The 17,631-nt window shown below is 67.3% G+C and carries 15 protein-coding genes; 4 read left to right on the plus strand and 11 right to left on the minus strand.

The annotated features are described in order from the left end of the window. Positions 1 to 15 precede the first annotated feature (15 nt). A complete protein-coding gene (gene pth, locus Q8M85_RS12240; protein WP_305544845.1) occupies positions 16 to 687 on the plus strand; it encodes an aminoacyl-tRNA hydrolase in 672 nt (223 codons plus the stop codon). Then, a complete protein-coding gene (locus Q8M85_RS12245; RefSeq protein ID WP_305544848.1) occupies positions 684 to 1,700 on the plus strand; it encodes a DUF2332 domain-containing protein in 1,017 nt (338 codons plus the stop codon). The genes pth and Q8M85_RS12245 overlap by 4 nt, the downstream gene beginning before the upstream one ends. Positions 1,701 to 1,837: 137 nt before the next feature. Here Q8M85_RS12245 and Q8M85_RS12250 read toward each other — a convergent pair whose 3' ends face one another. Then, the gene (locus Q8M85_RS12250) at positions 1,838 to 2,788 is read right to left on the minus strand and encodes a YcjF family protein (protein WP_305545208.1); all 951 of its coding nucleotides are present in this window, start codon (positions 2,786 to 2,788) and stop codon (positions 1,838 to 1,840) included. 29 nt (positions 2,789 to 2,817) lie between these two features. Further along, on the minus strand, positions 2,818 to 4,233 hold the full coding sequence (locus tag Q8M85_RS12255; protein ID WP_305544851.1) for a YcjX family protein: 1,416 nt from the start codon (positions 4,231 to 4,233) through the stop codon (positions 2,818 to 2,820). 213 nt (positions 4,234 to 4,446) lie between these two features. On the opposite strand from Q8M85_RS12255, the gene truA reads away from it, so the two are divergent. Beyond that, positions 4,447 to 5,220 carry a tRNA pseudouridine(38-40) synthase TruA gene (gene truA / locus Q8M85_RS12260; protein ID WP_305544854.1) on the plus strand — a complete coding sequence of 258 codons (774 nt, stop codon included), beginning with the start codon at positions 4,447 to 4,449 and terminating at the stop codon, positions 5,218 to 5,220. A 62-nt stretch (positions 5,221 to 5,282) separates the two neighbouring features. On the opposite strand, the gene Q8M85_RS12265 is transcribed toward truA, so the two are convergent. From Q8M85_RS12265 to Q8M85_RS12305, 9 genes are all read right to left on the minus strand, one after another. Further along, positions 5,283 to 7,340: an exonuclease domain-containing protein gene (locus tag Q8M85_RS12265; protein ID WP_305544857.1), complete on the minus strand. Its 2,058-nt coding sequence runs from the start codon at positions 7,338 to 7,340 to the stop codon at positions 5,283 to 5,285. Positions 7,341 to 7,343: 3 nt separating this feature from the next. Continuing rightward, on the minus strand, positions 7,344 to 7,724 hold the full coding sequence (locus Q8M85_RS12270) for a response regulator transcription factor (protein WP_305544859.1): 381 nt from the start codon (positions 7,722 to 7,724) through the stop codon (positions 7,344 to 7,346). A 3-nt stretch (positions 7,725 to 7,727) separates the two neighbouring features. Further along, positions 7,728 to 8,246: a hypothetical protein gene (locus Q8M85_RS12275; RefSeq protein WP_305544862.1), complete on the minus strand. Its 519-nt coding sequence runs from the start codon at positions 8,244 to 8,246 to the stop codon at positions 7,728 to 7,730. Positions 8,247 to 8,253: 7 nt separating this feature from the next. Continuing rightward, positions 8,254 to 10,077, minus strand: a complete 1,824-nt coding sequence (locus Q8M85_RS12280) for a DUF294 nucleotidyltransferase-like domain-containing protein (protein WP_305544865.1) — start codon at positions 10,075 to 10,077, stop codon at positions 8,254 to 8,256. Between the two features lie 60 nt (positions 10,078 to 10,137). After that, positions 10,138 to 12,084 carry a sodium:solute symporter family protein gene (locus tag Q8M85_RS12285; RefSeq protein ID WP_305544867.1) on the minus strand — a complete coding sequence of 649 codons (1,947 nt, stop codon included), beginning with the start codon at positions 12,082 to 12,084 and terminating at the stop codon, positions 10,138 to 10,140. Between the two features lie 14 nt (positions 12,085 to 12,098). Then, positions 12,099 to 12,356: a DUF4212 domain-containing protein gene (locus Q8M85_RS12290; protein ID WP_305544870.1), complete on the minus strand. Its 258-nt coding sequence runs from the start codon at positions 12,354 to 12,356 to the stop codon at positions 12,099 to 12,101. Between the two features lie 63 nt (positions 12,357 to 12,419). After that, the gene (locus Q8M85_RS12295) at positions 12,420 to 13,082 is read right to left on the minus strand and encodes an adenylate kinase (RefSeq protein WP_305544872.1); all 663 of its coding nucleotides are present in this window, start codon (positions 13,080 to 13,082) and stop codon (positions 12,420 to 12,422) included. A gap of 4 nt (positions 13,083 to 13,086) precedes the next feature. Further along, positions 13,087 to 15,045: an acetate--CoA ligase gene (gene acs, locus Q8M85_RS12300; protein ID WP_305544875.1), complete on the minus strand. Its 1,959-nt coding sequence runs from the start codon at positions 15,043 to 15,045 to the stop codon at positions 13,087 to 13,089. Between the two features lie 288 nt (positions 15,046 to 15,333). Then, positions 15,334 to 16,983 (minus strand): SulP family inorganic anion transporter, encoded by a 1,650-nt coding sequence (locus tag Q8M85_RS12305; protein ID WP_305544878.1) that lies wholly within the window; start codon positions 16,981 to 16,983, stop codon positions 15,334 to 15,336. A gap of 104 nt (positions 16,984 to 17,087) precedes the next feature. Between Q8M85_RS12305 and Q8M85_RS12310 the strand changes: the two genes are divergently transcribed. Continuing rightward, positions 17,088 to 17,594, plus strand: a complete 507-nt coding sequence (locus tag Q8M85_RS12310) for a pyridoxamine 5-phosphate oxidase (protein WP_305544881.1) — start codon at positions 17,088 to 17,090, stop codon at positions 17,592 to 17,594. The last annotated feature ends 37 nt before the right edge of the window (positions 17,595 to 17,631 follow it).

Here is a 17,631-nt window from a genome sequence, read left to right on the forward strand (position 1 = left end):
TGGGGAGAGCAAAGGATGAAACTCTGGGTCGGCCTCGGCAATCCCGGTGCGAAATACGCGGGCAACAGGCACAACATCGGTTTCATGGCCGTGGACCGCATCGCCACGGACCACGGCTTCACCCCCTGGCGCAAGGCCTTCCAGGGCCTCGTTTCGGAAGGCCGCCTGGGTGCCGAGAAGGTCGCGCTCCTGAAGCCCGAGACCTTCATGAACCTGTCCGGCCAGTCCGTGCAGGGCGCCGTCGCCTTCTGGAAGCTGCCGCTGGCCGACCTCACCGTTTTTCATGACGAGCTTGACCTAGCCCCGGGCAAGATGCGCCTTAAGCAGGGGGGCGGGCACGCGGGCCACAACGGTCTCCGCTCGATCCACGGCCACCTGGGCGACGACTACGCCCGCGTCCGCCTTGGCATCGGCCATCCCGGCCACAAGGACGCGGTGCCGGCCTACGTCCTGCACGATTTCGCAAAGGCCGACGCCGAGTGGCTGGAGGATCTCCTCCGCGGCATCTCCGACGGGGCCGAGGCGCTTGCAGCAGGCGACGGGCAAAAGTTCATGAATGCGGTGTCCTTGCGCACCGCGCCGCCACGGTCCTCCACGACCAAGGACAAACCCGAGGCCCCCTCCGTGGCACCCCCGGCCGAGGACAGCCGCAGCCCGATGCAAAAGCTTCTGGACAAGTTCCGGTGACGCTGGTCCGGCAAGCCTTCCGCGACCAGGCAAAGGCCTGCGCCGCGCTTGGCTCGCCGCTGATGGAACGCCTGATGGCGGGCCTTGCCGACCGCCTGACCCCTGGTGATCCGGTCAGCGACCGCGTGCTGGACTGGAACGGTGATGCCTCGTCCAGGTCCGACTCTGTGCCCCTGCGGCTGGCCGGTGGCCTGCACGCGCTGGCGCTGTCCGGCCAGGCGCTGGACCTTGCCGCGATCTACCGGACCGAAGCCGATCCGACCGAAACCGCCCTCGCCACGATCCGCGCCCATCCGGCCTTCCTCCTCGACTGGCTGACCACTCCGCCTCAGACGAACGAGGTTCGCCGCTCCGCCGTTCTCATTGCTGCCGCCCACTGGCTGACCGCGCGCTGCGGCCTCCCCCTGGTCCTCAGCGAACTCGGCGCCAGCGCGGGCCTGAACCTGCTGTGGGACCACTACGCCCTGTCAATCCACGGCCACAGCTTCGGCCCCGCAAGCCCGGCACTGACCCTGACGCCAGACTGGACCGGCCCCCTGTCACCCTTCGCCACCCCCACGATCCTTGACCGTCGCGGCACTGACCTGAACCCCCTCGACCCCGTCACCCACCGCCTGCGCCTTCTGGCCTTCCTCTGGCCCGATCAACCCGAGCGCCTTGCCCGCACCCGCGCCGCACTGGATCTGGCCGCGCGCCTGCGTCCCCCAGTCGACCGCATCGACGCCGCCGAGTGGCTGGAAACCCGCCTTGCAACCCCAATCCCCGGCGCGCTGCACCTGATCTTCCACACCGTCGCCTGGCAATACTTCCCGCCCGCCACTCAGGCCCGCGCCTTGGCAGGTATTGAAAGCGCCGGCCAACACGCCCCCCTCGCCCACCTGTCACTGGAGGGCGACGGCCAGCCCCCCGGCGCTGCGATCACCCTCACCCTATGGCCCGGCGGGAAGACCATCCCCCTCGGCCGCGCCGACTTTCACGGCCGCTGGGTGGACTGGAAAGCCCCACCCCCCTGAGCCTTTCACATTTGCACAAATATCCTCGGGGGGCTTGGGGGGCGAAGCGCCCCCAACGTCCGAGCCGTTGCGCGCCCTTCGCGCGCATAAGTCGAGACAAAAGGCTTGCGCGTCAGCGCTCAATTTGAAGGCTGCCCCTACCCGCGCGACACCAACCCTGCCAGTGCGCGCGACACCAGAGACGACACCGCCGGCCGCTCCAGGGCGACGAAGGGCATCGGACGGCACAATTCCATCGCCGCGACCCCCACCCGCGCGGTCAGGGCACCGTTGACCACGCCCTCGCCGAACCGGCGCGACAACTTGGACAGCACCCCGCCCCCCGCGACCGACCCGATCATGTCATCCGTCAGCGCCAGCGCCCCCGCCGCCACCAGCGACCCGAACACCCGGCGGAGCAGCTTCAGGCTGCCAAAGCTGCCCGACCGTCCGCCATAGATTTCCGCGATCCGCCGGATCATCCGCAGGTTCGCGACCGCCGCCACGGCCACGTCCGCCAGCGCCAGCGGTACCAGCGCCGTCACCGTCGCCACCTGCCGCGCCGCGCCCTCGATCACCAGCCGCGCCTCGGCATCCAGCGTCGTCAAGAGCTCCCGCTCGGCCAGCGACAGAAGCGCATCGGCATCCATGACCTCCCCCTCGCGCTCGGCCAGCCGCGCCCGGCCCCAAGCCGTATCGCCCCGCGCGCCGTAAAGGCCCACAAGGCCCGCAACCACCCGTCGCGCGTCCTTCAGGTCTGCTGCGGCCCGCGCCGTCAGCGCGCGGTCCCGCAGCCCGTCCAGCCGCTTCAGCCGCAGGAAAGCGCCCCATTCGCGCAGGGCCAGCACCAGCCCCGCAAGGGCCGCCACCACGACCAACGCAAAGGCGGCCCAGCCCAGCACGACATTGCGCGCCAGAAGTCCGGTCACGAAGTCATAGGCGGCCACCGACAAGGCAAAGCCGAACAGTGCCGTGAAGGCCCAGACCGCAAACCGCGTCAAGGCGGACCCCCGCCGCTGCGACAGGGCCGCCACCGCCTGCATCGCCTGCCCTTCGGGCAAGGCATCCGGCACCGGAGGCGCAGCGCCGGGGTCGGCGGCTTCCTCCATCTCTTCCAGGAACGGCTTCGGCGGGCGGCTCACAACTGGTCTCCGATCAGGAACTCGACGGCGCGGTCCAGCCGGATATGCGGCGGCCCCTCGCCCGGTTTCAGGGCCAGCCGGGCCGGGGCGAAGGTCATGAGGCTGTAGTCCGCATCCAGCCAGGCCACCGCCCCTTCCCGCGCGGGGGACAGCAACCTCGACGGGTCAGAGGGCAGCGCACCGGGATACATCAGCGCGGGCTTGCCGGTGGTTTCCAGCACCCCCCGCACCGCCGGAACCGTGACCCCGTCCCGCGTGACGACCTCTTCCACCGTTGCCCGCAAGCTGGCCAGCGACATCGCTTCGGTTCGTGCGCCAGAAAAGTCCGCGCGGGATTTCGCCTCGGCCAGCAGGCTTGCCGTGATCGCCGTCAGGGCCGGGTGCTGTTCGTGGTGCAGATGGTCGGCCTTGGTCGCCGCGAACAGGATGCGCTCCACCCGGTGCGCGCCGAAAATCGACGACAGCCACGAATTGCGCCCCGGCCGGAAGGCCTGCAAGACCTCGGCCATCACCCGCCGCAGGTCCTCGACCGCCCTTGGCCCCTGGTGGATCGCGCCCAGCACATCGGCCAGCACGACCTGCCGGTCGATCCTGGCGAAATGGTCGCGGAAGAAGGGGCGGACGACGCGCGCCTTGTAGGCCTCATAGCGCCGTTCCATCTCGCGCCAGAGGCTCGACCGGCCGGTGGTGGCGGGTTTCGGCAGCGGCGCGAAGGTCAGGACAGGCGACCCGGCAAGGTCCCCCGGCAAGAGGAACCGGCCCGGGGTCACGTCGACCCGGCCCAGGTCGCGCGCGGCGGTCAGGTAGGCGGTGAAGGTCTCGGCCAGTTGGCGGGCCTTCGCCTCGTCCAACCGCAGCGCACCGTCCTCGGCCCTTGCAAGCGCAAGATAGGCGGCGGCTTCGGGCCGCCTTTCCAGCCGCGCGAGGGTCGCTTCGGACCAGGCATCATAGCTCTGGTCAAGGAGAGAGAGGTCCAAAAGCCACTCACCCGGATAGTCGACGATATCGAGGTGCAGCGTCCGGGGGCCGCGCCAGGACGACAGGAACCCGGCAGGCTGGACGCGGAACGACAGCCGAAGTTCGGAAATCGCGCGGGTCGAGGCGGGCCAGCGGGGGGCGTCGCCGGTCAGCGCGGCAAGGTGGGCCTCATAGTCGAAGCGCGGCAGCGTGACGTCGGGCTGGGGCTGCAGGTAGACGGCCTGGATGCGGCCCTCGGCCTGGGCCTTCAGTTGCGGCATCCGTCCCCGGTTCAGAAGGTTGGCAACCAGCGCGGTGATGAAGACGGTCTTGCCGGCGCGGGAAAGGCCGGTCACGCCAAGGCGAAGCGTGGTGTCGAACAGGGTTTCGGAGAGGCTGGCCCCGGCACCTTCGATCCCGCGGGTGATCCCGTCCGTCAGCCCGGAAAATGCCACGGTCCGTTCCTTTTCCTTCGCGCAGGTCAAGATAGGGTGGGCCGGGCGGGAATGGAAGGCGGGTGGGTAGGGTGGGCAGTATTGCCCACCCTACTCTTGAACTGTCCACACAGGACGGTGGGATCATGTTCAATGTTTTCATGAGCTTCCGTGTGCGCGTCAGGAAATTGGCAAGGATTGCGCGACGGGCTGCTTCCGGGGTAGGGAAGGCCCATGCCCCGCTATGCCCTGCAGATCGAGTACGACGGTGGCCCCTTTGCGGGCTGGCAGCGGCAGGCGCCGGGCTTGCCCTCGGTGCAGGAAGCCGTTGAACGCGCCTTAAGCAGGCTGGAACCCGGTCCCCATACCATCGCCGCCGCCGGGCGCACCGATGCCGGGGTCCATGCCACGGCGCAGGTCGCGCATGCCGACCTTGCGAAGGACTGGGACCCGTTCCGCCTTGCCTCGGCGCTGAACGCGCATCTGCGACCCGATCCGGTGGCGATCCTGGCTTGTGCGCGAGTGCCCGAGGATTTCCACGCCCGGTTCTCGGCCACCGGGCGGCGCTACAGCTTCCGCCTTGTCGCCCGCCGTGCGCCGGTGACGCATGACAAGGGTCTTGTGTGGCAGGTGCTGAACCGGCTGGACGTCGACGCCCTGCGGGCCGGCGCGGCGGAACTGGTTGGCAACCACGACTTCACCACTTTCCGGTCGACCCTGTGCCAGGCAAGAAGCCCGGTGAAGACGCTGGACAGGATCGACATCAGTGCGCACCCCTACCCCGGCGGGATCGAATACCGCTTCGACCTTGCGGCGCGGTCCTTCCTGCACAACCAGGTGCGCTCGATCGTCGGCACGCTGGAGCGGGTCGGCGCGGGCGCCTGGACGCCAGACGATGTGCGAAGGGCGCTGGAGGCGCGCGACCGGGCGGCTTGCGGACCCGTAAGCCCGCCTCAAGGGCTGTATCTTGTAGGCGTCAGCTATCCGGTCGACCCCTTCGCTGGATGACCGACCCCGGGGGTTTCACACCCCCGGACCCCCGCGGGATATTTGGACAAAGATGAAAGGGATCAGTTCAGGTCCTTGAGAAGGCGCCCGTGCTTGCGAACCTCGGTCAGAACGGAGCCAAAGGTGTCGAGGCCACGGCCCGACAGCATCGGCATCAGTTTCAGGAAGGCATCCGCCGTAGCCAGCGTGTCGCCAAGCGCGGTGTGCCGTGCCTCTTCGGGGATGGTGATGCCCAGGCGGTGTGACAGCGCGTCCAGGCTGTGCACCTCGTGCTGGCCGTAGACCACCGCGGACAGCAGCACGGTGTCGAGGACCGGCATGTCGAAGGCCAGGCCGAGCTGCCGTTCCAGGCGGCGCAGGAATTCCATGTCGAAAGGCGCGTTGTGGGCGATCAGCACCGCGCCCTCGGCGAACTTGTGGAAGCGGCGGACGACATCGGCGACGGGCGGCGCGTCGGCGACCATCGCGTCGGTGATGCCGTGCACTTCGGTCGAGACCGGCGGGATGGCGCGGCCCGGATTGACCAAGGTGTCGAAGACTTCGCCCTCGACCCGGCGGCCATTGACGATGCGGACGGCGGCCAGCTGCACGATCTCGTCGCCCTGACGCGGATTGAGGCCGGTCGTCTCGCTGTCGAAGACCACATAGGTCAGGCGGTCCAGGCGGGTATCGGCCAGCTTGTCGGTGCGGGCGGGCGAGAGAAGGTCGAAGTCGTAGACCACCTTGCGCGCCACCGGCTTCGGGCGGGCCACGGCGCGGCGGGCCTGGCGGATCGGCAGGCAGAAGGCGGGGCGGCCACCTGCAAGCATTTCGGGCCAAAGCTCGGTCGCGTGGGTGGCCAGGACAGTGCGGGCCGGTCGGTCGCTGTCGTCGGACAGGGGGAAGGCAAGCCAGCCGTCCAGTTCGCCGACACCGACGCGGGGGCCGGTCCACGAGAGACGGATCGTGGCGCCGGTGTCCTCTTCATCGATGGTCAGGTGCAGGGGCGCGCGGTCTGACAGGCGCCGGGCGAGGTGTTCCAGAAGCGTCAGGACCTCATAGCCGTTGCAGCGCAGGATCAGGTCGGCGGTTTGGGTGGTGACGGGGACCCCTTGCGCGCCCAGGCGGGCGACAAGGCCCTGCGCCAGGTCAAAGGCGCGGGTCTGCGGCAGGGCGCCGGTTTCGGACAGGGCCTCGTCGCGGGCGGCGCCGAAGCGGGTCACGGCCTGGCTCAGGCGCGCGACCTCTTCCCTCAGCGCGCCTTGCATCGGAGCGGGCAAGGCGTCGTCGGGCATCACGCCGACAAGCGTCGCCAGGGCCGCCGACGGGCGGCGCAAGCTGTCAAGCGCGCCCTCCAGCATCGCCTCGCGCCGGGCATCCGCCGCCATGTCGCCGGTGATGTCGCGCAGGGTCAGCACATAGCCCTGCGTGCCGCCATCGCCCAGAAGCCGCATCCGGGCGGCAAGCACGCGCGCGCCAGTCGTGGTGGTGCACAGAAGGTCCGACACCGCGTCCGGGTCGCCGGTGGCGATCAGGCGTTCATGCGCGAGACGCAGGGGGGCGGCGTGGAGGTAGTCGAAAAGCTTGCGGTCAAGGCCCGCCTCCAGCCCCCGGTTGGTGCCGATGATGTCGGCGGCAGGCCCGTTGTAAAAGACCAGCGCGTGGTCGGCCGAGCAGAGGATGACGCCCACCGGAACGTCCGAAAGTAGCGCTTCAAGACGGGCCTTTTCCGAGCCCAGCCGCAGGGTTTCCCGGGCGACGGCCTCGGCCAGCGCCGACCGCGTCTCGGCCAGGCTTTGCGCGGCGGCCTGGGCGGCGGGGGCAAGATCGCCCAGGTAGCGGGCGATGGCGGCGTCCATCCCGGCGGTGACGTCCGAATGGGCACGGGCGCGCAGAGCACCGGAAAGCGTCTCGATGGGCTTGGCCACGTTCAGGTCGAAAAGGTACCAGACCGCCGCGACCAGCCCCAGGGCGGCAAAGCCCGCCAGCACTCCGGCCTGGACGAAGCCCTGCCCCACGCCGGGCTGGCCAAGGCGGCTGTAACCCAGCCAGAGGCCCAGTCCCGTTGCCGCAAGGATCGCGGCCGCGAGGCCCGCGAAGATCAGGAAGACCCGCAGGCGAAGGGAAAGGCGGGTCAGCATCCCCTATGCCCCGGGTGCCAGAAGTCGCCGCACCTCGTCGCGCAGGTCCTTGAGTTCGAAGGGTTTCGAGATGAAGCCGTCGGCCCCCAGTGCAAGCCCCTTGCGCCGTTCGATGGTGGACCCGCGGGCCGTCATCATCAGGACCTTGACGTCAGACAGCGACGGATCGGTGCGGATACCTTCGCAGATCTCGTAACCCGACACCTCGGGCAGCATGACGTCCAGAAGGACCAGGTCTGGATGCGTGCTGCGGATGCGGGGCAGCGCGTCGGCACCACTGGCCACGCGGTCGTGGTCATAGCCCTCGCGCGTCATCAGGTAGTCCAGGGCGACGGCAATGTTGTCCTCATCCTCGACGACAAGGATGCGTGGCTTGCGGTCCATCCTTCATCCCTCCTTGCAGGCGGCCAGTTGCAGGCCGTCGGGGTTTTCCAGCACCAGCCACTCGGCGCCGGTGAGCGTGCCGCTGGCGTCGATCGCCATGCCCTCGGTCAAGGGGACCCGGCGCCCGGCAGCGCAGTCGAAGACCATCAGCGCGCTTTGCGGGTTCTCCCACCGGGCAAAGCCGAAGACCGGGGCAACGATCAGCTCGCTCCGTTCAGGGTGGCGGCCCAGCTTCGAGCCGTCGAGCGCGGTGAAGCGGCTGACCAGCGGGGCGACATAGGTCCAGGGTCGTAGCGGCGAGGCGGTGGTTTCCGCGTTGGTCACCTGGAATTGGGCAGGCAGCGCGCCGGAAACCCGGTCGAACCAGCTGTATTCCATCCAGATCGCGGTGCCGATCAGGCCCACCCCGGCCGCGACCGGGGTGGCCCAGCCGGGGACCGCGGCAAAGCGCTTGCGCAACGCCCAGACCAGAAGGCCAAGCGTCAGGGCGACGAAGAACGAGCCGAGGAGTTCAAGGGCCATTTGGGTCTCAACTTCTGGCGCCGCGGGACGATCCCACGGCAGATTGCATGGTGCGGACGACAACGAAGGCGTCGCGCAGGTGGCTCCGTTCGAAATCCGACAGTTCCGAGGGCGCGATGAAGTTGTCGGGACGCTCACCCGCCTTCACCCGCCGCGCCTGATGTTCCAGCCGGGTCTCGGCGATCAGGTCGTAGGCCTCTATCAGGTCGCGGGCACCGCTGGGGCTGATGACCCCCGCCTCGGCCGCCGCTTCCAGCCGGGCGCGGGTGTTGACCGCCGGAATCTGGCCGATCAGGGCGTAGATCCGACCCAGATCCACGACGGGCACGACCCCGTTCATCTTCAGGTCGATGTGGTTCTTGTGCTCACCCGACCGGATCGTGGCGAACCCTCGCAACAGGCCCAGCGGCGGGTTGTGCTTCAGGCTGTTGGAAATCATGTGCGCCACGAAGATCGAGTTCTTCGCGGCCATCTCCAGCACCTCGGCCTGCAAATCACTGTAAAGGCTGGCGGTTCCGCCGATGGGGCGCAGGTCGAACATCACGCTGGCCAGCATCTGTGCCATCGGGTCGGGGGTCGTCACCCATTTGCGGAAATAGCCACGCCAGACGCGCATCGGTTGGCACCATTGCGGGTTCGTGGCCATCATGTCGCCGGGGCAATAGATATAGCCGCAGGCGTTCAGCCCGTCCGATACGATCTTCGCCAGCGCCGCGAAATAGGCCATGTCGGCCTCGGTCGCGGTATCGTCGACCATCAGGCAGTTGTCCTGGTCGCTGACGCCGGTCTGTTCCTGCCGCCCTTGTGATCCGCAGGCGAGCCAGAGGTAGGGCACCGGCGCGGGCCCCAGTTTCGCCTCGGCCATTGCCAGAAGACGCCGCGTCACGGTGTCGGCGATGTCGGTGATCAGCCGTGTCACCACCTCGTGCGCAGACCCGCCACCGACCAGCTGCACCAGCAGTCGCGGGATGCGTGCGGTGTTCTCGGCCAGTTCCGCCACCGTTCCGGCCGTCGCCGCGTCGCGGACCAAGAGCGCCGAAGACACGGCCTGGAACCGCACCAGGTCGGTCTGGGTGATCATGCCGACCAGCCTGCCGTCGTCCACCACCGGCAGATGCCCGATCCGGTGTTCCAGCATCCGGTTCAGGACATCCGATCCCAGGCTGTCCGGTGTCAGGACCATCGGATCGGCGGCCATCACCGTGCCGACCGGGGCCGATGGGTCCAGCCCCTGCGCCAGCACCTTGTTCACGAAGTCCCGCGCGGTGACGATGCCGACCAGCCGGTCGCCTTCGGTGATCGCCAGGCATGAGATATGCGCCGCGCGCATCTTCTCGGCTGCCTCGCGGATCGAAGTGGTGGGCGGCACCGCGATGGGCGCGCGCGCGATCAGGTCGCCGACCTTGCGGGTCGAGATGTCGGCCTCGCGGTTCTCGTGCTGGCGACCGCGGTGGAAAAATCGCTCGAAGGCCGGATAGGTCGCGATCAGGCGACGGAACTCTGCCTCGGGCAGCATCAGGATGTCCGCGCCTTCGGTCGCCCGTGCCGTCGTGACCGCGACCCCGTCGCGCATCAGTCCGCGTTCGCCGAAACTGTTGCGGGGACCCAAAAGCGAGACCAGGCCACCCGAAGGCTCCAGCACCTCGACCGAGCCGTCCAGGATCAGGAAGATTCCGGTCATTGGCTCGCCCGCCGAATAGATCACGGCGGCATCGTCGTAATGTCTGCGGCTGAAAGAGGCGGCGACCCGCGCCATCTCGTCCCGCGGCAGGCTGTCATAGGGGTGAACCGTCTCCAGGAAGGCCAGAAGCGGGGTGCTGTCCTGATCCATGATCCTGTTTCCGGTAAGGGAGATGCACCCCCGGAGAAAATCCCCGGAGGCGCGGTGTGCTTAGTGAGCCGTTGCCTTGCCGGCGCCTTTCGGCACGCGGATCGACTGGATCAGGTCCTGCACTTCCTGCGGCGGAGCCTTCGTCATCATCGACACGATGTAGGCCGTGGCGATGTTCAGGACAGCCCCGATCGGGCCGAACGCTGCCGGCGAGATGCCGAACCAGTGCGCGTCAGCCGTGTTCGGGTACACGTTCGTGCCGGGGATGAAGAACCAGCCCAGGAACAGGAAGATGTAGACCGAGGTCGTGATCAGACCGACGAGCATGCCGGCGATCGCGCCTTCCTTGCCGACGCGGGTCGAGAAGATCCCCATCATCAAGACCGGGAAGATCGTCGCGGCCGCCAGACCGAAGGCCAGCGCCACCACCTGCGCGGCAAAGCCGGGCGGGTTGTAGCCAAGCCAGGTCGCCAGCACGATGGCGAAGGCCATCGAGATCCGCGCGGCCAGCAGTTCGCCCTTTTCGCTGATGTTCGGGTTCAAGGCACCCTTGATCAGGTCGTGGCTGATGGCCGAAGAGATGGCCAGCAGAAGGCCCGCAGCCGTCGACAGCGCGGCGGCAAGACCACCGGCGGCGACAAGGGCGATGACCCAACCCGGCAGAGCAGCGATCTCAGGGTTCGCAAGAACCATGATGTCGTTGTTGACCGTGGTCAGTTCGTTGCCGACGATGCCCTGAGCGGCCAGCGACTGACCCCCCAGTTGCGCTTCGGCCAGAACCGCGTCGCGTGCGGTGGTGGCTTCGGCGACCGCAGCTTCCAGCGGCGCCTTGTCGGCGTCGGCGGCAGCATCGGTCAGTGCCTTGGTCGCAGCGGCGACGGCGGCGTTCGCATCGGTCACCGGCTTCGGTTCGTTGAAGTACTGGATCAAGCCGTCGCCGTTCTTGTCAGAGAACGTCAGAAGCCCGGTCTTTTCCCAGTTGCGGATCCAGGCAAGATCCGGGTTGCTGTCGATCTCGGCAAGCGAAAGCGCGGGCTTCGAGAAGGTCTCGCCGTCGATTGCACCCGGCCAGAAGGTGGTGGTGATGTTCAGGCGCGCCATCGACCCGACCGCCGGAGCGACCGTGTACAGAAGCGCGATGAACACCAGGGCCCAGCCAGCCGAGATGCGGGCGTCCGACACTTTCGGCACGGTGAAGAAGCGGATGATCACGTGCGGCAGACCCGCGGTCCCGATCATCAGCGACATCGTGACAAGGAACATGTTCAGCATGTTCGTGGTGTCGGCAGTATAGGCGGTGAAGCCAAGGTCGGTCACGACCTGGTCAAGCTTGTCCAGGAAGTAGGTCTCGCCACCGGTCGGCGCATAGCCACTGACCAGGCCGATCTGCGGCAGGAACTGCCCGGTCAGGTTCAGCGAGATGAAGATCGCCGGGATCGTGTAGGCGGTGATCAGAACGACATACTGCGCCACCTGGGTATAGGTGATGCCCTTCATGCCGCCGAACACCGCATAGGCGAACACCACCGCCGAGCCGATCAGCAGGCCGGTCGTGGTCGACACTTCCAGGAAGCGCGCAAAGGTCACGCCGACACCGACCATCTGCCCGATAACGTAAGTGATCGAGATGACGAGAAGGCAGATGACCGCGACCATGCGGGCCGAGGTCGAATAGAAACGGTCACCCACGAATTCCGGCACGGTGAACTTGCCGAACTTGCGCAGGTACGGGGCGAGAAGCAGCGCCAAGAGCACGTAGCCGCCGGTCCAGCCCATCAGGAAGACCGAGTTGTTGTAGCCCCCGAAGGCGATAAGACCCGCCATCGAGATGAAGGACGCCGCCGACATCCAGTCGGCCGCCGTCGCCATGCCGTTCATGACCGGGGGAACACCCTGGCCTGCCGCATAGAATTCCGCCGTCGATCCAGCCCGGGCCCAGAACGCGATCCCGAAGTAAAGCGCGAAGGAAAGGCCGATGACGATGAGGTTGAGAGTAAACTGATCCATCTGTCCCTGATCCCTTACTCTTCCACGCCGTGCGCGCGGTCGATCCCGTTCATGATCTTCGCGTAGACGAAGATCAGGATCAGGAACACGAAGATCGAGCCGTTCTGCGCGAACCAGAACCCAAGGTCGGCACCGCCGATGTGGATCCCGGAAAGTGCCGGCCGAAGCAGGATGCCAAGCCCGAAGGAACAGGCGAACCAGATGATCATCGAGATGGTGATGACCTTGATGTTCGCTGCCCAATAGGCGTTGGCAGAAGTTTTGTCTGCCATGAGGTGAACTCCCTTGTTTGTTTTTCCGCACCCCCGGGGGATCCAGGGGAGCGGCCCCTCCCGTCAGGCTGAGACGCGCCCCACGATATCGGCCAGTCTGGCGCGGATGCCGTCGATGGACCCCATCGCCGGCACCCGTTCCAGAACGGACAGACGGTCGTAATGCGCGATCAGCGGTGCCGTCTGGGCGTGATAGGCGGTCAGCCTCTCGCGCACCGTTTCGGCGTTGTCGTCGGCCCGGCGCTTGAACGCCGTACCGCCACACTTGTCGCAAACGCCCGCCGTGGCGGGTTGCTTGAACTCGTCATGATAGCCTTCGCCGCAGGCGGCGCAGGTGTAGCGTCCCGAGACGCGGGCGACCATCGCCTCGTCGTCAACTTCAAGGCTGACGGCGGCGGTGACCTTCTGCCCGACCTCGGCCAGAAGCCGGTCCAGCGCCGCCGCCTGCCCCGCCGTGCGGGGAAAGCCGTCCAGGATCACGCCCCTGGCCACGTCGGGCTGAGCCATCCGGTCCTTCAGGATCGCCAGCACGATGTCGTCGCTAACCAGTTGCCCAGCCTCCATCACCGCGCGGGCCCGCTTGCCCGCCTCGGTCCCCGCCGCGACGGCGGCGCGCAGCAGGTCGCCGGTCGAAAGCTGGACCAGACCGAAGTCCTCTTCCAGCATCCGCGCCTGGGTGCCCTTGCCCGCGCCGGGCGGGCCAAGAAGGATCAGAACGGGACCCACCCGATCAGCCCTTGTTCATGCGGTTGGCGATCAGGTCGTCGACCACCGAAGGATCGGCCAGGGTCGAGGTGTCGCCCAAAGCGCCAAAGTCGTTCTCGGCGATCTTGCGCAGGATGCGGCGCATGATCTTGCCCGACCGGGTCTTGGGCAGGCCCGGCGCCCACTGGATCAGGTCGGGCTTGGCAATCGGCCCGATCTCGTTGCGGACCCAGGCTTCCAGCTTCTTGCGCAGGTCCTCAGTCGGCTCGATCCCCTTCATCAGGGTGACATAGGCATAGATGCCCTGCCCCTTGATGTCGTGCGGGTAGCCGACGACTGCCGCTTCCGCGACGGCCTCATGCGCCACCAGCGCGCTTTCGACCTCGGCCGTGCCCATCCGATGACCGCTGACGTTGATCACGTCATCCACGCGCCCGGTGATCCAGTAATAGCCATCCCCATCGCGCCGGCAGCCGTCGCCGGTGAAGTAATAGCCCTTGTACTGGCTGAAGTAGGCTTCCTCGAACCGGGCGTGATCGCCCCACAGCGTCCGCATCTGCCCCGGCCAGCTGTCGGCGAAGCAGAGGACGCCCTCAGTTTCGATTTCGGACTGGATCGCGCCCGAGGCCGCATCCAGCACCACCGGCTGCACGCCGAAGAACGGCACCGTGGCCGAACCGGGCTTGGTCGGGATCGCGCCCGGCAGCGGGGTCAGCATGTGGCCGCCGGTTTCGGTCTGCCAGAACGTGTCGACGATCGGCAGTTTGCCCTTGCCGACATGGGTGTTGTACCAGGCCCAGGCTTCCGGGTTGATCGGCTCACCGACCGAACCCAGAAGCTTCAGGCTGGACAGATCGTGCTTCTCCACCCACTCGGCCCCCAGCCCCATCAGGCTGCGGATCGCTGTCGGTGCGGTGTAGAACTGGCTGACCTTGTGCTTGGCGCAGACCTCCCAGAACCGGCCCGCGTCGGGGAAGGTCGGCACGCCCTCGAACATCAGCGTCGTCGCGCCATTCGCCAGCGGACCATAGACGATATAGCTGTGCCCGGTGACCCAGCCCACGTCCGCGGTGCACCAGAAGACATCGCCGTCATGGTAGTCGAAGGTGATCTGCTGCGTCATCGACGCATAGACCAGATAGCCACCCGTCGTATGCACCACGCCCTTCGGCTTGCCGGTCGAGCCACTGGTATACAGGATGAACATCGGGTCTTCCGCGCCGACCTCGACGTAAGGGCAATAGGGCTTGGCCGCCGCCATCTCGGCGGTCAGGTCGAAGTCGCGCCCTTCCACCCAGGAGGTCTGGTCCCCGGTGCGCTTGGCGACCAGCACCTTCACGTTGTCCGAACAGTGCAGCAGCGCCTTGTCGGTGTTGTCCTTCAACCCGGTCTTCTTGCCCGCCCGCGGCGCCCAGTCGGCGGTGATGACCACCTTGGCGTCACAGTCATTGATCCGGTTCGCCAGCGCGTCCGGCGAGAAGCCCCCGAAAACGATGGAATGGACCGCGCCGATCCGGGTGCAGGCCAGCATCGCATAGGCCGCTTCCGGGATCATCGGCATGTAAAGCACGACCCGGTCGCCCTTGGTCACGCCATGCGCTTTCAGCACATTGGCCAGGCGGCAGGTCTGCTCCAGCAGTTCTCGGTAGGTGATGTGCTTGGCCGGGGTCTTCGGATCATCGGGTTCCCAGATGATCGCGGTCTGGTCGGCGCGGGTCAGCATATGACGGTCGATGCAGTTGGCGCTGACGTTCAGATGCCCGTCCTCGAACCACTTGATCGAGATGTTGCCCGGCTGGAACGAGGTGTTCTTGACGCGCGTATACGGCTTGATCCAGTCAAGCCGCAGACCTTCCGCGCCCCAGAACGCCTCCGGGTCCTGGACCGAGGCCGCATAGCGCGCCTCATACGCCTTCGCGTCGACATGGGCTTTCGCCATGAAGTCGTTCGACGGCGGATAAACGGATTTGGCGGCTTCGGTCATTTTCTCTCCTCCCGGAAGGGGTGTGGGCCGACACCCCGGAATAGCCTGGGACTGGTCAGGAACTTCCCGTCCCATGGCCCAGACTACCACTTCGTAAAGAATTTCGTAACCCCATATTTTTCATCAATAATTCTGTAAACTACTTGACTGATCCATCGTCAATTCTGTAAATGTGTGAAAATTGAGGCAGCCAAGTGCTTGCTTTCGCTGGCGCGTTACCGCTCACGCCCGCGTGAAGATGAAAGTTTTCTCGTGAACTTGAAGGAACCGGCCGAACCGCACCCGGCTTTAGTGTGATTCGCCGCCCGGTTGCGTATCCAGCGCCGCATCGACCTCGGCCAGGGTGGCAGAATACTTCACTTCCGGCTCGTGCAGGCCTTGCGCTTCCAGTTGACGGCGCAGGGCCGGTTTCAGCCCGACAAGGTACAGCCGCCCGCCCCGCCGCCCTGCCCGCGCGGCCAGGCTGTGCATCCCCCGCGCGCCGGAGCTGTCGATCAAGGGTACGCCCGACATCTCCAGCACCAGCGCGCGCGGAGCCTCGGCGATGCGGTCAAGGACGCCGCCCAGCTGCGCGGCCGCGCCAAAGAAGTAGGGGCCCTCCAGATGATAGACCACGCGGTCGGCCCGGGGCGTATCCAGATGCTCGTCGCGCGGGCGCATCCCGGCGGTCTCGGACATGCGCTTGATGAAGACGAGACCCGCCAGGGCGAAGCCCACCACGATCCCCTCGGTCAGGTCGCGGAAGACGACGAGGAGGAAGGTGGCAAGGACCACCAGCGCATCGCCCCGCGACGACCGCAGAAGGGCTGCGAACTCGTGCCGCTCGGCCATGCCCCAGGCGACGACGGCCAGGACGCCGGCCAGCGCGGCCAAGGGGATGTAGGCAGCCAAGGGGGCGGCAATCATCAGGAAGGCCAGCAGGAACAGGGAATGTAGCATCCCGGACACCGGCCCCTTGCTTCCGGCCCGCACGTTCGTCGCCGTCCGCGCAATGGTCCCCGTGACGCAGAACCCGCCGAAAAGGCCTGAACCGATGTTGGCCACACCCTGCGCTACCAGTTCGGCGTTCGACCGATGCCGCGCACCGGACATCCCGTCGGCGACCACGGCGGACAGGAGCGATTCAATGGCGCCGAGAAGGGCGAAGCTGGCCGCCCAGGGCAGCGCCTGCTGCCATAGCGCCAGGTCCGGCAATGCGGGAACCGGCAGCATCTGCGGCAAGGCGCCGAACTGCGTGCCGATGGTGGCCACGGGCAAGGCCAGAACCGCCACCACGACCGAGGCCAGCGCCACCGCGATCAGCATCCCCGGCCAGTGCGGGCGCACGCGCCGCAGCCCCAGGATCACCCCCGCCGTCAGCGCCGCCACGGCAACCGCCGCCCAGGTCACCGTCCCCCGCGCCTCCCACAGCGCGCGGACCTTCTCGACGATCTCTCCCGGTTCGCCGCCGGGCAGGGTCAGCCCGAACATCTCGCGCAGCTGGCTGGCGAAGATGATGACGGCGATCCCGGCGGTGAAGCCTACGGTGACGGGATAGGGGATGTAACGGATGTAGGTGCCCAGCCGCAGCAGCCCCGCCATGATCAGGATCAGCCCCGACAGGATCGTCGCCAGGATCAGCCCCTGCACCCCCGTCGCTGTCACGCAGGCCGCGACCAGCACGATGAACGCCCCAGCGGGCCCCCCGATCTGATAGCGCGACCCACCCAAGACACTGACGAGGAACCCGCCCACTATGGCGGTGTAAAGTCCCCGCTCCGGCCCGACCCCGCTGGCAATGGCAATCGCCATTGACAAGGGCAGCGCCACGATGGCGACGGTCAACCCGGCCAGCGCATCGGCGCGCAGGGCTGAAAGGCCATAGCCCTCGCGCCAGACGGTGAAGAGCTTCGGCAGGAACTCGGACGGGCCGGTGTGGCCCCGCGCGGCGTCGGTCATGATGGCATCCAGGCCAGGAGATACGCCAGTAATCGCTGGCAAGTCTGTCGGAATGGCGTCAGAAGACTCCTCCGTATCCCGACTGTCAACTGCCGCGAGGCTGCATGACCCCCGATCCCAGAAGCCCCGACCCCAAACGCCCCGATCCCGTCCAGCCCGCAAACGCCGAGGCTCTGGCGCTTGTCCACCAGCTTCTGACCCTGGACCATGCCGCCCTCGCCTGGGAGGACCCCGACACCGGCACCCCCGGCATCAGCCGCATCGCCTTTGCCCGCGACCCAGAGGTGGGGATGCTGACCCTCGTCTCCGGCCTTGCCCCGCATTTCCGCGCCTTGCGGGACCGCCCGGACTGTGCCCTGATGCTGGGCGATGTCGGTGGCAAGGGTGACCCCCTCACCCATCCCCGCCTGATGATCCGCGCCCGGGCCAGCTTCGTCGCACCCGACGACCCCGCGCGCCCCGGCCTTCGCGCCCGCTGGCTGGAGCGGAACCCGAAAGCCACGATCTACATCGACCTCTCCGACTTCGCCTTCGTCCGCCTGACGCCCATCTCGGCCTTGCTGAATGGCGGCTTCGCCCGCGCCTACCACATCGCGCCCGGCGATCTGTGAACGGAAACGGGCGGCCCCAAAGGACCGCCCGCTGATT

Origin of the sequence: Tabrizicola sp., assembly GCF_030694085.1 — a bacterium.
Taxonomy (GTDB): domain Bacteria; phylum Pseudomonadota; class Alphaproteobacteria; order Rhodobacterales; family Rhodobacteraceae; genus Tabrizicola.

Bases quoted from the DNA above. Each gene is read 5' to 3' on its own strand.
- pth (WP_305544845.1), top strand. From the start codon at position 16: ATGAAACTCTGGGTCGGCCTCGGCAATCCCGGTGCGAAATACGCGGGC.
- Q8M85_RS12250 (WP_305545208.1), bottom strand. From the start codon at position 2,788: ATGGAGGAAGCCGCCGACCCCGGCGCTGCGCCTCCGGTGCCGGATGCC.
- truA (WP_305544854.1), top strand. From the start codon at position 4,447: ATGCCCCGCTATGCCCTGCAGATCGAGTACGACGGTGGCCCCTTTGCG.
- Q8M85_RS12265 (WP_305544857.1), bottom strand. From the start codon at position 7,340: ATGCTGACCCGCCTTTCCCTTCGCCTGCGGGTCTTCCTGATCTTCGCG.
- Q8M85_RS12270 (WP_305544859.1), bottom strand. From the start codon at position 7,724: ATGGACCGCAAGCCACGCATCCTTGTCGTCGAGGATGAGGACAACATT.
- Q8M85_RS12275 (WP_305544862.1), bottom strand. From the start codon at position 8,246: ATGGCCCTTGAACTCCTCGGCTCGTTCTTCGTCGCCCTGACGCTTGGC.
- Q8M85_RS12280 (WP_305544865.1), bottom strand. From the start codon at position 10,077: ATGGATCAGGACAGCACCCCGCTTCTGGCCTTCCTGGAGACGGTTCAC.
- Q8M85_RS12285 (WP_305544867.1), bottom strand. From the start codon at position 12,084: ATGGATCAGTTTACTCTCAACCTCATCGTCATCGGCCTTTCCTTCGCG.
- Q8M85_RS12290 (WP_305544870.1), bottom strand. From the start codon at position 12,356: ATGGCAGACAAAACTTCTGCCAACGCCTATTGGGCAGCGAACATCAAG.
- acs (WP_305544875.1), bottom strand. From the start codon at position 15,045: ATGACCGAAGCCGCCAAATCCGTTTATCCGCCGTCGAACGACTTCATG.
- Q8M85_RS12305 (WP_305544878.1), bottom strand. From the start codon at position 16,983: ATGACCGACGCCGCGCGGGGCCACACCGGCCCGTCCGAGTTCCTGCCG.
- Q8M85_RS12310 (WP_305544881.1), top strand. From the start codon at position 17,088: ATGACCCCCGATCCCAGAAGCCCCGACCCCAAACGCCCCGATCCCGTC.